Source organism: Spongiibacter sp. IMCC21906 (assembly GCF_001010805.1).
In the GTDB taxonomy this organism is placed as follows: domain Bacteria; phylum Pseudomonadota; class Gammaproteobacteria; order Pseudomonadales; family Spongiibacteraceae; genus Spongiibacter.
This window is the reverse complement of the sequence record NZ_CP011477.1, coordinates 3,072,705-3,087,680: the sequence shown is the minus strand read 5'-3', so window position 1 is coordinate 3,087,680 and position 14,976 is coordinate 3,072,705. Positions and strand designations below refer to the sequence as shown.

The following is a 14,976-nucleotide window of genomic DNA, read 5'->3' as shown; positions in this document are numbered from 1 at the left end:
CTACGCCAGTCCCTGGTCAATCCAGCTCCGGATAGTGGCCCAGATCACCGACATGGGCAGGCTCAACGCCTCGGCCAACTCCATGGCGAGATCCAGCATGGCCGCGTCGTCATCGAAATCGATTTCTCTCGCCTTGATGGCGGGTTGCCATCGTTGCCACAGCGCCATTTCCTGCTCTTCGCTCAATACCGGGTGTCGCCCCTTGCGTTTTGGCAGGCCCAGTACATCGCGGCGAAGCGCCACTTCCTGGTGAGTCAGTCCGTAAAATCTACTGATCATATCGGTACTGGCCCCCAGCCGGAGCATTCGGTCTATCGTCAGGATTTCCTGCTCGACATCCTCGACCTGGCGGAGCAGATGCTTCAGTACCTCGCGATTGACCTGTACCTTGCACCAGGAGACCGAGGCATTGATCAGGACACTCACCAGTGCGGGGTGTTTGAGGGCATCGAGTTCCTCTTCCCCAAATCCCATGGCCTTGCAGCGTCGCAGCTGACCGTTGCGCAAATCATGCAGCGCTTGTGCGATAACGGCCTGGTTGAGTGGGTGGGGACCTGACACAGTTTAATCCTCACCGACGATCGGGTTTGCCGACGGGCTCGGGTGCGTCGCTCCACTGCCATTCCCGCAGCTGGCGCGCCAGACGGAACAGCTGGAATAAACGGTCCAGGCCGCTATCGCTGAGATGGGGGATAGATTCCTGGTCGGTATGGAACCAATCCCCAACCAGTGATCGCACGATATCGGCGATAGACGCAGGCTGTACTGTCGGGCTATCTGCGCAGGCACAGGTTTCCATCGCCGACAACAAGGAAAACAACGGATGTGAGGGGGTATCCGGCAGTACATCATCCGGAGCCGTACCGTCGCGCCGACAGGTGAAACCGATGCCCGTACTGACGGGATTCACCCGGCCGCTTTCGCCAATCTCGTTGGCGATGGTGGCGGCCAGCTCGCCGATGGTGATGCGAAGCTGGTCCGGTGAACCCAGTGAGGATTCAGTAGCCCCTGTTTCCGTCAGGGGAGAATACGTGTCTGCCCCAGCGTTGATTGGTTCGGGCAGCCTCTCACCGGTTTGTTCGGCCACCAGGCGTTGAATCGATTGTAAGCGGTCTGTTGTCGAGGGTAGGGATTCCTCGGGAATTTCGTTGTCGGCAGCCCGTGCTTCGTCGGGTGTGTATTCAGCGGGGTTCGCACTGGCAGCCGGAGTATCCGCCGCCTTCGATTGCCCGGATGGCTTGGTCGAACGGGGATCATCTTCGTCAATGTGCGGGTTGGCCACCGGCTGAGATAGGTGATTGATATCCGGCGATACCGGCGTTTTTGGGACTACGGGTTGATCCGAATTATGAGGTAATCCGGACGTATCGGGTGGCGGCGCTTCGAGCGTCCGTTGCCGATGTGCGGAACTGTCAATCGCCAACGCCAGAGTATCGTAGTCCACATTGAGGACGTGCCCCATTTGCCCGATCAATTCATCCTGGATGCGTTGCAGAGGAAATTCATCGCCGGCATGATCGAAGAGGGTGAGGACTTCCTGGAACAGTGTGGTGAAGTCCACGCCAGTGTCCTTGGCGGTGTAGGTGCTCCAAACTCGCTCCCCGGCTTTGCGCAAGGTGGTGAGCCGCTCGGTCTGTGGACGCCCAAGGCCAGCGTACAGGAGGGTGGGAATCGCGGGCAGCAGATAGCGGATGGTGTCCTGCATCCGGCTGATATGGGACTGAGAAACGGGGTAGCCATCCGCGGTGAGGCGACGGGAGAGTTCGGATTGTGACAGTGACTGCCCGCCTTCGGCTTCATACAGTTCCCGCGCCTTTTCGATGCCCAGCGCGCGTTCGATAAATGAAAGCCCGCCGTGCAGTTCATTCTCGGTCAGGTGGCCGGTCAGCGCGATGATCTCACCGCGCGCCGACCATGGGCGAAACAGGCAGGTGATACGAAAATAGCGCTCTTCTTTGGTGTCACGCCAAAGTTCATTGAGTATGGCCAAACGGGTGTTGCCGCCATTGCGGATGGTATAGGTGGACTCACCCGGCCGCCGGGTGATAGCCGGAGGAGCGTCGAGCCCCCGCTCGCGAATTGAGGCTTTGAGGTCATCATAGCGGGGATTGCGGGTCACGCGCGGGTTCAGGTCGTAGGGACGCAACTGGTCCAATGTGACCACCATGGGGGTGTCCTCGATGGGGTCGCTCAACTGCTCGGCCTTCGGGCCGGAGCGGGCAAACCCCTCGGCCAGTAACTTGCCGGCGATGGCGTTGGGATCCTGCTCAGCCATGGCGGGGATTCCTGGTCGCGGGACGCCGAGTGGGCAGGAGCAACGCTGCGGTGCCGATGGCCGGCATGTCCGGCTTGGTGAGTACGAACTGATTGGCAGCGCGGTAGGCGACATGCCACCCGTGTGCTTGTGCGAAGGTCATCAGCCTGCGCCGTTTCGGGCATGTCCGGTTCGCCGGTTCAACGATATTCGACATGGGCCGCCCTCCGACAGGTTGCGGGCGTTACGCCATCAAAGCGGTCTTCCCATTGCGGCAGCAGTTCCCGCGCCAATGTCTTGATCGTTTCCAGGGCCGCTGGTGCCACGCGCCCATGGGGGCGGCGATGCTCAACCCGGTGGACCGGTTGGCTCAGGGTGGCCGCCCGGGGATAGGCTTCGATAGCCGGGATACTGGTCGCCAGTAGTGAAACTCCCACTTGTCTGCGGAACAGCTGATGCAACGCCTGCTGAATAGCGCGCGCATTAGAGGAAACAGAGTGCACACGGTTGATCAGCAAATGCAGCGGCGGTGGCGCAATACCAAGATGGCGATAGGGCGTGATGTCATCGAGTAACTGCAGGGTTCCCCGCCGCAACTCCCGCGCCGCCAAGATTTCTGGGGTAACCGGGGACAACGCCAAGTCCGAGGCGAGCACTGCCATCTCCAGCATCACACTGCGCGCGCCCTGGGTATCGATCAGCATCAGATCGTAGTGGGGAGCGAAGGACGGCAGGAGATGGCGTAAGCGAAGGCGGCCATCCGGCGCATGCAGCAATAGCGTGTTCAACTGCCCCTTGTCGTCATTGGATAGGATGAGGTCAAGTCCGTGAACCGCCGTGCGGGAGATAACCTGTTCTGGCACTTGTTCATTGAATGCCAGCAGTTCGTAGATCCCGCCGACGGCCTGTTGATTCAGAGAAAAGTAGCTGGACAGGGTTGGTTGAACGTCGAGGTCTACCAGTAGCACCCGCAGCCCGGCGTCGGCGGCGAAGCCGCCAAGGTTGGCCGCGATGGTGGTTTTCCCCATACCGCCTTTGGTTGATATCACGGAGATCACTTGCATAGTGCTGACCCTCCAAATCCCGGTGTCAGAGGGTGCGGTCTTTGCGGCGTTCGGCGATCCACTGGTCGATTTCGACCGAATCCCAGCCCACGGCACGGACACCCAGGCGAATGGCTTTGGGAAACTTGCCCGCTTTCATCAGATTGTAGATGTGGGCGCGTTTGAAGCCCGTCTTGGCTTCCACCTCGGCGCGGCGGAGGATGCGGCGTTCACTGGGATTCATCGCTGCTAAAGGTTGCTGAGACATAGGGACCACTCCTGGACGCTCCTTGGCGTTTGTTGGGACATGGTCGGTATTAAATACAGCTCGCCGGAAAACGACACCGCAAATGCGGCATCCCGGACCGCTGTTATAGACTTGATGCCTCAGTTCGATGCCAAGTGGCGTTTGGCTTCGGCGAACTTGGCCTGGAGGGTACGCTCAGTGATACCCATGGTGTTGGGGGAATGGGCAATCATGGCGCTGATAACAGCGTCTTGGGATTTGAAGGACGAATAAGGCTGGCCCGACGGTGAGTGTCCCAGTAACAGACTCAACAGCCCGGCGACAATGTTGAGGTAGGTTGATTCGCTACGAGCGCCGGGTGACTTTCCCCGGCGTATGCTCAGCTGTTGATGCTCATAATCCTCTCTGAGTGCGTCGTATTTGATCTGGAGTGCCTGGCAGATGTGTTCTTGGTCTGCAAGCTGTATTTTCAGGGCTTCCCGGTCGGCCAGTAAGATTTGAATAGCTTCAGTACTGAGACCAGTGAATAGGTGTTGTTCGATTGCTCCGAACAGGAATCCGGGTTTTTCTTCCGGGTAGGTAGAGGCCATCCAGGCTTTCAGATCCACATGGCGGACCGTCAGGTCAGGATCATCCAGGAGCAGCGGGTCTTCACAGGTGACACCATTCTTTCCATAGGGAAGATCTCTGTTGGTCAGGGCATCCAGTATTCGTGCGGTGTTCAAATGGAGCCTGGGCCATTGCGGGAAATCGGTTGGAGCGGGGACTTGATGAGCCCCGAGCACCTGAATGATATGATGCTCGTGGTCGAACAGATCGCTCCAACGGATGGCCGCCTCAATGGGGCGATAGAAGATTTTTTCAGGCGCGCTGCCGGGCATACCGATACCCTCATCGATTGTTATTCACCCTGGAGGGGTGTTACCTATGACGGTTTTCGAGGTGTATACACGATGGAGTCGGCCGCGAACCGGTTGTGATGGTTTTGCGGCGTTTGGGCTATAGATTGCTTAACACGTACACTCCTTAGAGGCGCAAACGCCGAAAACCTGAATCTTTTATCCCCGCTGGATTGCAATTGATTTTCTACTGGCGGTGGATACATCGGGCATAGAAGTGTTGTGACTGAATTCGGGAAAGCCAAGACCGATTGGGTCAGTGTGGATTTCTGTGTCTTTGCGGGCTTCAGCTGTTGCTGATTAGGTCACAGGTAAATAGGGTTGCAGTGAGAGTCTTGTCATACTTTGTTCATATTTGCAGTTCGAATAGTTGCGCAACAGGTCTCACAGCAGATCAAAATAGAAACAGTGTCATTGCGTTGATCAATCCAATGCGAAACCAAGAAGTATTGGCCTAAACATGGCGGTAAAACGGAAACTGGTCCGATCCTACGGAAGTGGTTGTCGTGCCAAGCAGCCTCTACCCAAGGAATACGAAAATGCCCGTTTGCGTTGGCTGGGACGTGTCCGTGTGGAAGCCGATTCTGGTCTGGTGGATGAATACGAAATTGAACCGGACAGGAAGTTGTATCTGAATGATTTTCTGACGCTGATTGCGGAGGAAATCGAAAAGTTTGAAGAAATCGATGATGCTGATTGGCGGGTGGATATTTACAAACTCACTCGACGACAGCGATGTTAAGCTTGTGGAGCTGGGCCGTGCTCACTGACTATTCCGGTCAACTCTCGGCTGACGCTGTTTCAAGACGTGCATTAGTATTCACTCGTCTTGCAAATGCTTGCGACTGTTTCGAAGTCAAACCCACCCTTAACGCATCCAGATAGTCTGCATACCACTGCATCATCAGTCGGCGCTGGGGAAGATAGATGGCGTGGTTGTAGTCGCCGGCAATTCCGGTTTCCTTGTGGGACAGTTGCGCATCCACGAACTGCTTGGGCCAGCCATGTTCCCGGAGCAGCGTGCTGGCGGTGTGTCGAGTGCCGTGGCTCACCATGCGACCCTTGTAGCCTATGAGGCGAAATACCTTGTTGACCGTGTTTTCGCTGATCATGGCGTTTTTGGTGCCGATGCCGGGGAAAAGATACTGTTGCCTTCCGGTAATTTCCCGGAGCTCTTTGAGCATTGCAACGAGTTGGGTCGGAAGCGGCGTTACGTGCATACGGCGCATCTTCATCTTCTCCGCGTCGATACGCCAGATCGCATCATCCAGGTCGACTTCGTGCCATTGGGCGAAGCGAACCATACCAGGGCGGGAGGCGGTGAGGATTGCCATCCAGGCTGCGGTGCGGTTGATGAGGCGACTGGTCGAGTTGTCCAGCTTGCGGAGAAAATCCGGTAACTCAGGTTCGAGTAAATGTGGGTAGTGCTCGGCTCTCGGGGCTTCCTTGGCGATATAGCGCAGCTCCGATGCCGGGTTGTTGTCGCATAGCCCTTTGGCGATCGCCCGGCTGAAGATTTCGCGCAGCCAGCCGCGGACTTTCTTGGAGACGTTCAGTGCGCCACGTTTCTCGATGCGGGTTTGTACGGAAGCACAGTCTGCCCTCGATACGCTGGGAAGGTGTTTGTCCCCCAGTACGGGGAGAATGTCCTTGTCGAGGTAGGTCCGCATTTTATCCAAGGTTGACGCCGAGCGACCAGCTTTGACCTTGCTTTGGTACCAGTCCTCTGCGGCTACCCTGAACAGATTGGTCTTTGATTCGGTAGATGCTTGTTTATCAACTTTGCGTTTCTGGCTCGGGTCGATACCGCGTGCCACAAGTGCACGCATTTCAGCCGCCTTCTCGCGAGCAAGTTGGAGTGAAATAGTGGGGTAGACACCCAAGGAAATACGAGGTTGTTTGCCGTCGATGCGATAGCGGAAGTGCCAGTACCTCTGCCCCACGGGGGTCACCCACAGGGAGAGGCCTCCGCCATCGGCGAGGCCATAAGGCTTGTCTTTAGGCTTGGCAGCCTGGACTTCTCGTGCGGTAAGGGGCATGGTGAGTACACTTTTTCTCTCGAACTTTTAGTGTACTCAAAAATGTACTCATTTGCACATGGCTTTCAGTGGAACCCGGTAGCGCATGCTGGAACGAAAAAGCCCGCTTTCGCGGGCTTTTTCAATGACTTAGAGATTTTGTTGGAAGTCTCTGGAATTCAAAATGGTGCCCAGGAGAGGACTTGAACCTCCACCCCCTTGCGAGGACTAGCACCTGAAGCTAGCGTGTCTACCAATTTCACCACCTGGGCAAGGAGATGAGCGTCAGCATAATACTGAGGCGCGCAATTTACTTATTGAAAGCTATTTTGTCAACGCTTGCGTTACACTGTTGTCAGAGTTTTAACATTTATTAAAAGAGGACGTTCTACTGCATGGCAAAACGCCGCATCCAAGCAGACCCCCACGCAGCCCGAGAGGCTGAACGCTACGACAACCCCATTCCCAGTCGGGAGTTTATTCTTGACAAGCTTCAGGGCTCTGAGCGCGGTCTTAATATGGGCCAGCTTAAGGCTGCCCTCAGTATTGAGGGCGAAGACCAAGAGGAAGGTTTGCGCCGTCGTGTTAAAGCGATGTTGCGAGACGGGCAAATTAATGAAGGTCGACGTGGCCGCTATAGTGCCTTAGATGCCAGTGATCTGGTCACGGGCCGGGTTCAGGGGCATCGCGATGGCTTTGGATTTTTGCTGGTAGATGAAGAAGACGATGTTTATTTGGCCAATCGCCAGATGCAGCAAATCTTTGATGGCGATTTGGTCAGCGTGCAAGTCACCGGCCTGGACCAGCGCGGCCGCCGAGAGGGGGTAATTGTTGAGGTGCTGGAACGGCGCACCAAGCAGTTGGTGGGTAAGTTGATTGACCACCGGGGTAAGCCCCAGGTTGTACCGGATAACAGTCGGATTCAAAACTGGATTGGTCTGGAGGATGATGACTGTGCGGGTGCCGTTGAAGGTGACTACGTCATGGTTGATATCAGTCAGCAGCCGGGGCCAAGACGGCAGCCACGGGGCCGTATTGTGGATGTGTTGGGCGACCGGAAAACAGCGGGTGTTGCCACTGAGCTGGCCATTCGTAGCCATGAGATCCCGTTTGAATGGCCCGATGAGGTTGAGGAAGAGGCGCGAGGTTTTGGTACTGAACCCCATGAAAAGGACAAAAAGGCGCGAGTCGATTTGCGAGAGCTGCCGTTAGTCACCATTGATGGCGAGGATGCAAGAGATTTTGATGACGCGGTGTATTGCGAGGTCAAAAAAGGCGGCGGCTGGCGCTTATGGGTCGCTATCGCCGATGTTTCCCATTATGTACAAGTTGGTTCACCGCTAGACCAAGAGGCACAAAAACGCTCAACGTCGGTCTACTTTCCCGATCGCGTTGTGCCCATGTTGCCCGAGGCGCTGTCCAACGGTTTGTGCTCATTAAAGCCAGATGTCGATAGGCTGACCATGGTCTGTGAAATGACCATTAGCGCTAGGGGTAATTTAAGCGGCTTTCAGTTTTACGAAGGGGTTATTCGCTCCCATGGCCGTTTGACCTATAACGAAGTTGGCGCGTTGCTGGGGCTGCCAGAAGTGGATTCCAGCTACGATTCTGGCCGTCATGGTCACTTAGTGCCGCAATTGCAATGTTTGCACGATTTATACAAGGCTCTGCGGGCGGCGCGCTCTGAGCGGGGGGCGATTGATTTTGAAACCGTTGAAACCCGCGTGGTCTTTGATAAGGATAAGCGCATTGAGGCCATTGTGCCGGTGCATCGTCATGATGCTCATAAACTGATTGAAGAGTGCATGCTTTGCGCTAACGTCGCCACTGCCAAAGCGCTTGAACGTTCAGGCTTAGAAGCACTGTACCGTGTGCATAATGGCCCCTCTGAAAAGAAACTGGAAAGCTTGCGGACTTTTCTTGGTGAAATTGGTTTGGGTTTACGGGGTGGTGAAACACCTACGCCCAAGGATTATCAGACGTTGTTGGGTGCTCTGGGCGAGCGGCCCGATGCGCAGATGATTCAGACCATGCTGCTGCGGTCGTTAAGCCAGGCGGTGTATCAACCCGAAAATCAAGGCCACTTTGGTCTGCACTATAAAGGTTATACGCATTTTACGTCGCCGATACGCCGCTACCCGGATTTGCTCGTCCACCGGGCATTACGCTATCTGGTCCGCAATGGTGGCGGAGAGGCGAAGAACTGTTTCCACTGCGAGCCGGATGCCGCTAAACTCGGTCGCCAAAAAATCTACCCCTATGATATGGAGCGCTTGATCGGGCTCGGCGAGCATTGCTCGATGGCTGAGCGACGAGCAGATGATGCCAGCCGTGATGTGATGGCGTTTCTCAAATGCGAGTTTTTGCAGGAGCATGTTGGCGGCGAATACGACGGGGTGATCGCGGCGGTAACGGGCTTTGGTATGTTCGTCGAGCTGCAGGACTTTTATATAGAAGGCTTGGTGCATATCTCTGCGCTACCCCAGGATTATTATCAGTTTGACCCGGCTCATCAGCGCTTAATTGGTGAGCGTACTCGTCGCAGCTTTCAGTTGGGCGATACTGTCCGCGTGCAAATTTTGGCTGTGGATATGGATGAACGCAAAATTGACCTGGGTATGGTTGATGCCGGTCCTGGCCGCAAAAAGAAACCGTCAGTGCGAGATGCATTGGCGCGGGGAGAGATTCCCAGCGGTGGGCGCAATAAGAAAAAAGCCAGCGGTGGTAAAAAGGGCGCTGGGGATAGTGATAAAAACAGCGGCGCAAAGCGCCAAGGTGCCAACAAAAAGCGTCGGCGTCGTTAGGGAAGTTGTATGGAAAAAATATTTGGCTTGCACGCTGTGCAAAGTCTTTTGCAGCGCAGTCCGCAGCGGGTTAAAGCCTTGTATGTGCAAAGCGGTCGAGACGATCAACGCTTACAAGAGGTGTTGGCCTTAGCTGCGGCGCAGGGAATATCGGTTGCCGAAATCGCCAGAAAAAAACTGGATGAAATGGCGGAGGGTCGTCACCAAGGGGTGATCGCCGAAGCCGACACTTCCAGCCAGTATAGCGAGAAGGATTTGTCCGCATTGATTGATGCGGCAGGGAGCCAGGCGCTGGTTTTGATTCTGGATGGGGTGACAGATCCTCATAATCTCGGTGCTTGTTTACGCAGTGCTGATGCCGCTGGGGTGACGGCGGTTGTCGCACCAAAGGATAAGTCGGTTGGCCTGAATGCCACCGTCATGAAAGTGGCCTGTGGCGCTGCTGAAGTGGTGCCGTTTATTGCAGTCACCAATTTGGCCCGCTGCATGAAGCAGCTCCAAGATAATGGCTTGTGGATTGTGGGGCTGGCGGGGGAGGCCGACGAATCCTTGTATGAGCGGGATTTGCGCGGTCCTATTGCGTTAGTGATGGGTGCGGAGGGCGATGGTCTTCGACGCCTGACGCGGGAGCGTTGCGACTATCTTGCCAAGCTGCCCATGGCGGGTTCGGTGAGTAGCTTAAATGTATCTGTCGCGAGCGGTATTTGTCTGTTTGAAGCGGTGCGTCAACGTCAATCTGCGCTAATTGGCTGAAAAACACCCAAATTGCTTGCATCCTGGGCGGCCCTTGCCTAAAATCCGCGCTCTTGATTTCATGACAGACCTCTGCCCGTGCCGAGGCCTGTTCTCCTTGCCACACCAAAAGGGTGGCTAAACCCGTAAGGAGCATATAAATGCGTCACTACGAGATCGTGTTCTTGGTCCATCCAGACCAGAGCGAGCAAGTTCAGGGTATGGTTGAACGTTATACCCAGACCATCGAAAAAGACGGCGGTAAAGTACACCGCCTAGAAGATTGGGGTCGCCGTCAACTGGCTTACCCTATCGACAAAATTCATAAAGCCCACTACGTGCTGATGAACGTTGAAGCTTCTGCTGAAGCGGTTGACGAGCTGACCACTAACTTCCGCTATAACGATGCGGTTCTGCGTAATCTGGTAATTCGTTGCGACGAAGCTGTGACCGAAGAATCTCCCATCATGAAAGCTGAGAAAGAGAGCCGTGAGCGCCGTAGCCGCAGCGATCGTCCTGAGCGCACAGAGCGCCCAAGCCGTGACAGCGAAGACAACAGCAGCGCTGAAAAAACCGAAGAGTCCGAGAAGCCTTCGGCCCCAGAAGCAGAAAACGCTTAATTCAGCGAACTAGTGAGGAGATTTAAAAATGGCACGTTTTTTCCGTCGTCGTAAGTTTTGTCGTTTCACCGCTGAAGGTGTAAAGCAGATCGATTATAAAGATCTGGACACGCTGAAAGCCTATGTTTCTGAAACTGGCAAAATCGTACCTAGTCGTATCACCGGTACTAATGCCCGTTATCAGCGTCAGTTGTCGACCGCTATCAAACGCGCTCGCTTCTTGGCGTTGCTGCCCTTCACGGACAGCCACCAGTAATAAATCGAACAGGTTTTTTATGCGCGCCTTAGCAGAGTTTATTATGAAAGGGCGCTTCCAGGCTGTCGCAGTAGCGGGCCTGGGAATTGGAACCCTGTTTTTTGCCTGGATTGGTGCCGCAGCTGCGGCGCTGGTCATGTTAAGAAAAGGGCTGGCAGAAGGCGCCTATGTTGTTTTTTGGGCACTGCTGCCAGCTATCGCTGTAGCCTATATTGGCAATGATGTTGGCCCGTTAACAATGTTACTGGGCACGGCTGTTACCGCACACTTGTTACGTCAAAGTGGCACTTGGTCTACGGCCATCGCAGCTGCGGTGGCAATGGGTTTGGTAACCGCGTTGATGCTGCTTCATTTTGGCAGTGCATATCTGCAAGAAATTGTTGATTTGCTAAAGCCGATGATGGACCAGTTGACGCAGCAGTCTCAGGGGCAGTTACCTGCGATGCAGCGCGGCGATGTCGCTGCTGCGATTGGCGGTAGTACTATGCTTTGGAGTGTGCTGGCAGTAATGTTGGCGCGTTGGTGGCAGGCAATGCTCTACAATCCTGGTGGTTTTCAGGAGGAAATGTGGAGTTTACGGCTGCCATCCAGTATCAGTTTGGTGCTTGTTGCCGTGATGCTGTTATTGCGCTACAGCGGTGAAGATTATCGGTTTTGGGGGGTGATTTGTTTGCTGCCCTTCGTTATTTCCGGTTTAGCCCTGATTCATGGGGTGATTGGGAAGCGCCAAATGGGACGCTTCTGGTTGGTAGGATTTTATGTTGCGCTGTTGTTGCTCAGTCCCTTGTGGGCGCTGCTGGTAATAGTCGCAATTCTGGATAGTTGGATTGATTTTAGAAAGCGGATGTCGCCACCAACGGGTAGCTGACAACGCGTTTAAGAGGGTTAGAACCATGCAAGTGATTCTGCTTGAAAAAATTGGCAAGCTGGGTAATTTGGGTGACCAAGTCACTGTTAAGTCCGGCTATGGCCGTAACTTTTTGATTCCTTTTGGCAAAGCAGTACCTGCCAATGATGACAACGTCGCTAACTTTGAGGCGCGTCGTGCTGAGCTGGAAGCAGCCGCTGCTGCTAAACGTGCTGAAGCCGATGCGCGTGCAGCTAAACTGGCTGAGGTCAGTGTGACTATCGCCGCGAACTCTGGCGAAGGTGGCAAGTTGTTTGGCTCTATCGGTACTCGCGATATTGCTGAGGCAATTACTGCCGCTGGCCAAGCTGTCGACAAAAGCGAAATCCGGATGCCTGAAGGTCCGATTCGTGAAACGGGTAGCTTCACTATCGCTGTTCAAGTTCACAGCGACGTGATGCAAGACGTTGCTGTTGAGATTGTTGCTGAGTAAATTTTTCCTTAGCGGGAGAGTGTGACGACGGCGGGCTTGCTGGTTAAGCGCGTGTCGGCTAACTTCGGTGCTTGTTTGCGCGTGGCACAACGCTAAGTGAAGATCAAAAAACACAGGGGATTAACCTCTGTGTTTTTTTTTGCTTTTTTGACACAATGATCGGCCGATACCCGTTCCAATAATGAAGAATACTTGTGCAAACTGAGTCCTACCCAGAGCAACCCCCTTTTGCCGATGAAGATGAGGCTTTCGCTAATCTGAAGCTGCCCCCGTATTCATTAGAGGCAGAGCAGTCGGTGCTGGGCGGCCTGATGATTGCCAATGAGTCGTGGGATGCCGTTGCGGATGTGCTTGGCGAGGGCGACTTTTTTCGGCCTGAACATCGCAAACTATTTGCGCAAATGGCCCGCTTGGTAGAGCTGCAGCAGCCTATTGATGTGGTGACCCTGGCCGAAGCACTCGCTGGCGCGGGACATTTGGATGAAGTGGGTGGCGCGGCATATCTGGCCGAAATTGCCAGTAACACACCCTCTGTCGCCAATATTCGCGCCTATGCTCAGGCAGTGAGGGAGCGGGCAACGTTTCGCTCCTTGATCAGTGTTGCCAACGAGATTGCGGACAGCAGCTTTAACCCTGAGGGGCGCAGTAGCGAAGAGGTCTTGGACGAGGCCGAGCGGCGGATCATGCAGATCGCTGAAGACCGTCCGAAAATGGGTGGCTTGGAGCCCATTAATCCGCTGCTAAAAGATGCAGTAGAAAAAATTGATGAGCTGTTTAATAACGAAGACGCCATCACCGGTCTGACCACGGGGTTTGAAAAGCTCGATGAAATGACTTCGGGGCTGCAAAATTCTGATTTGGTTATTGTGGCTGCCCGGCCCTCTATGGGTAAAACCACCTTTGCGATGAACTTGGTGGAAAATGCTCTGCTTAAATCAGAAAAACCAATGTTGGTCTTCAGCATGGAAATGCCCGCCAATCAGCTGATGATGCGGATGCTGTCGTCGGTGGGACGAATTGATCAAGGCCGGGTGCGAACCGGGCGCTTGGAAGAAGATGATTGGCCGAAGTTGACCGGGGCGGTATCCAAGCTCAAAGACCGGCCGCTGTATATTGATGATACGCCAGCACTCACGCCCACGGAACTACGCTCACGTGCCCGCAAAATTTTGAGGGAGCATGGCAGCATCGGCATGATGATGATCGACTATTTGCAGTTGATGCAGGTAGCGGGCCGAGGTGGAGAGGGACGTACCGCAGAAATTTCAGAAATATCTCGCTCCTTGAAGGGGATCGCGAAAGAGTTTAATTGTCCAGTGGTGGCGCTGTCTCAGCTAAACCGAGCCTTGGAGCAGCGACCCAATAAACGGCCGGTTAACTCTGACCTTAGGGAGTCGGGTGCCATCGAGCAGGACGCCGATGTGATCATGTTTATTTATCGCGATGAGGTCTACAACGAAGAATCTGCGGATAAAGGCACGGCCGAGATTATTATCGGCAAACAGCGTAACGGCCCTATTGGTACGGCGCGATTAAGCTTTATTGGCAAGTATACCCGCTTCGAAAATCTTGCGTTTGGCTTTGGCGGCCCTGACGACGATTAATCATCCTGTTCTTCGGCGGCCGCGACCCGGGGTTTGATAAAGCGGCCAAAGATAATGCCCGTTTCAAATAATAACCACATCGGTACGGCCAGTAGCGCTTGCGAGATTACATCCGGCGGGGTCAGCAGCATGCCAAATACAAAACACCCTACAATCACGTAAGGCCGTTTGGCGGCAAGATCTTTGGCGCTGATAACGCCAGCGCTAATCAGTAGCACCGTCGCAATGGGGATCTCAAAGGCGACCCCAAAAGCTAAAAACAGCTTGAGTGCGGTGTCTAGAAAGCGGGCGATATCGGGTGTATACGCCACGCCTTCTGGGGTAATGCCACTAAAAAATCCGAACACCAACGGAAATACCACGTAGTAGGCGAAGGCCATGCCTGCGTAGAACAGCAATACGCTGGAGATAAGCAGTGGTGCCGCGAGTTTTTTTTCATGGCGGTACATGCCCGGGCCCACGAAGCGCCATGCCTGATGCAGGACTACCGGAATCGCCAGACAAAACGCGGCGACTAAAACGAGCTTGAAAGGCGTAAGAAAGGTCGATGCCACTTCGGTGGCAATCATGCTGCTGCCTTCCGGTAAGTAGCGGCGCAGTGGCTCGGCGACAAAGGTATAAATCTCGGCCGAGAACGGCATTAGCGCGAGGGCGCAGATCAACACGGCCAGCACACAGTACAGTATGCAGTTGCGAAGCTCGGTCAGGTGGGCGACGAGGGGTTGGCCGTTATCTTCTGGTTGGTGGTGCTGGGCGGCGCTCATGGAGTCTCGTCTTTTGAAGCGGGTTTGGGGGGCGGTGCAACGGTGTTTTCTTCTAGTGGGTCGTACTGAGGTGGCGCGACGGTATTTTCTTTTAGGCTGTCGTTGGCCTTGTGTTCCAATGTTTTGAATTCTTGCTTGGCATTGTCGACGGAGCTGCGCAATTTTTGCTCGCTTTCTTTCAGTGAGGACATGACCGACTCATTGTGCAACTGCTGCCGAATTTCGTCAGCGCCTACTTCTCGTTCTATTTCTCTGCGGATGTCAGCGAAGCTGCGTTTTAAACGTCCAATCCATAGCGACACGGTTCTAATAGCGCCGGGCAGGCGTTCGGGGCCCAATACCAATAGGCCAAGCACAGCGATAATCAGTAACTCTGCGAAGCCAATATCAAACAT

General features: G+C 54.6%; 16 protein-coding genes and 1 tRNA gene. 8 read left to right on the top strand and 9 right to left on the bottom strand.

The genetic code is table 11. The annotated features are described in order from the left end of the window. From IMCC21906_RS14235 to IMCC21906_RS14210, 5 genes are all read right to left on the bottom strand, one after another. On the bottom strand, positions 1 to 561 hold the full coding sequence (locus IMCC21906_RS14235; protein ID WP_047012729.1) for a DUF2857 domain-containing protein: 561 nt from the start codon (positions 559 to 561) through the stop codon (positions 1 to 3). Between the two features lie 10 nt (positions 562 to 571). Further along, positions 572 to 2,275 (bottom strand): ParB family protein, encoded by a 1,704-nt coding sequence (locus tag IMCC21906_RS14230; protein WP_047012728.1) that lies wholly within the window; start codon positions 2,273 to 2,275, stop codon positions 572 to 574. A gap of 179 nt (positions 2,276 to 2,454) precedes the next feature. After that, positions 2,455 to 3,318 carry a ParA family protein gene (locus tag IMCC21906_RS14220; protein WP_047012726.1) on the bottom strand — a complete coding sequence of 288 codons (864 nt, stop codon included), beginning with the start codon at positions 3,316 to 3,318 and terminating at the stop codon, positions 2,455 to 2,457. Between the two features lie 25 nt (positions 3,319 to 3,343). After that, entirely contained in the window at positions 3,344 to 3,565 is a 222-nt protein-coding gene (locus IMCC21906_RS14215) for an AlpA family transcriptional regulator (protein ID WP_047012725.1), read from the bottom strand. Between the two features lie 119 nt (positions 3,566 to 3,684). Continuing rightward, complete coding sequence (locus IMCC21906_RS14210) at positions 3,685 to 4,425, bottom strand: hypothetical protein (RefSeq protein WP_047012724.1); 741 nt, start codon at positions 4,423 to 4,425, stop codon at positions 3,685 to 3,687. Positions 4,426 to 4,903: 478 nt separating this feature from the next. Between IMCC21906_RS14210 and IMCC21906_RS14205 the strand changes: the two genes are divergently transcribed. After that, a complete protein-coding gene (locus tag IMCC21906_RS14205) occupies positions 4,904 to 5,185 on the top strand; it encodes a hypothetical protein (RefSeq protein ID WP_047012723.1) in 282 nt (93 codons plus the stop codon). Positions 5,186 to 5,222: 37 nt separating this feature from the next. Here IMCC21906_RS14205 and IMCC21906_RS14200 read toward each other — a convergent pair whose 3' ends face one another. Beyond that, positions 5,223 to 6,482 carry an integrase arm-type DNA-binding domain-containing protein gene (locus tag IMCC21906_RS14200; RefSeq protein WP_047012722.1) on the bottom strand — a complete coding sequence of 420 codons (1,260 nt, stop codon included), beginning with the start codon at positions 6,480 to 6,482 and terminating at the stop codon, positions 5,223 to 5,225. Positions 6,483 to 6,646: 164 nt separating this feature from the next. After that, positions 6,647 to 6,733 (bottom strand) — tRNA-Leu (locus IMCC21906_RS14195). 123 nt (positions 6,734 to 6,856) lie between these two features. Between IMCC21906_RS14195 and rnr the strand changes: the two genes are divergently transcribed. From rnr to dnaB, 7 genes are all read left to right on the top strand, one after another. Then, positions 6,857 to 9,265, top strand: coding sequence for a ribonuclease R (rnr, locus tag IMCC21906_RS14190; RefSeq protein WP_047012721.1), 2,409 nt, complete (start codon positions 6,857 to 6,859; stop codon positions 9,263 to 9,265). 9 nt (positions 9,266 to 9,274) lie between these two features. Next, positions 9,275 to 10,018: a 23S rRNA (guanosine(2251)-2'-O)-methyltransferase RlmB gene (gene rlmB, locus IMCC21906_RS14185; RefSeq protein ID WP_047012720.1), complete on the top strand. Its 744-nt coding sequence runs from the start codon at positions 9,275 to 9,277 to the stop codon at positions 10,016 to 10,018. Positions 10,019 to 10,158: 140 nt separating this feature from the next. Continuing rightward, positions 10,159 to 10,617: a 30S ribosomal protein S6 gene (gene rpsF / locus IMCC21906_RS14180; protein WP_047012719.1), complete on the top strand. Its 459-nt coding sequence runs from the start codon at positions 10,159 to 10,161 to the stop codon at positions 10,615 to 10,617. Between the two features lie 28 nt (positions 10,618 to 10,645). Then, positions 10,646 to 10,873: a 30S ribosomal protein S18 gene (rpsR, locus tag IMCC21906_RS14175; RefSeq protein ID WP_047012718.1), complete on the top strand. Its 228-nt coding sequence runs from the start codon at positions 10,646 to 10,648 to the stop codon at positions 10,871 to 10,873. Positions 10,874 to 10,916: 43 nt separating this feature from the next. After that, entirely contained in the window at positions 10,917 to 11,741 is an 825-nt protein-coding gene (locus IMCC21906_RS14170) for a hypothetical protein (protein ID WP_156166058.1), read from the top strand. A gap of 25 nt (positions 11,742 to 11,766) precedes the next feature. After that, positions 11,767 to 12,213: a 50S ribosomal protein L9 gene (gene rplI / locus IMCC21906_RS14165; RefSeq protein WP_047012716.1), complete on the top strand. Its 447-nt coding sequence runs from the start codon at positions 11,767 to 11,769 to the stop codon at positions 12,211 to 12,213. A 194-nt stretch (positions 12,214 to 12,407) separates the two neighbouring features. Then, a complete protein-coding gene (gene dnaB, locus IMCC21906_RS14160; RefSeq protein ID WP_047012715.1) occupies positions 12,408 to 13,817 on the top strand; it encodes a replicative DNA helicase in 1,410 nt (469 codons plus the stop codon). Here dnaB and tatC read toward each other — a convergent pair. Both tatC and tatB read right to left on the bottom strand, forming a co-directional pair. Next, a complete protein-coding gene (gene tatC / locus IMCC21906_RS14155) occupies positions 13,814 to 14,581 on the bottom strand; it encodes a twin-arginine translocase subunit TatC (RefSeq protein ID WP_047012714.1) in 768 nt (255 codons plus the stop codon). The genes dnaB and tatC overlap by 4 nt on opposite strands. Beyond that, positions 14,578 to 14,976 carry a Sec-independent protein translocase protein TatB gene (tatB, locus tag IMCC21906_RS14150; RefSeq protein ID WP_047012713.1) on the bottom strand — a complete coding sequence of 133 codons (399 nt, stop codon included), beginning with the start codon at positions 14,974 to 14,976 and terminating at the stop codon, positions 14,578 to 14,580. Before tatB ends, tatC begins: the two co-directional genes overlap by 4 nt.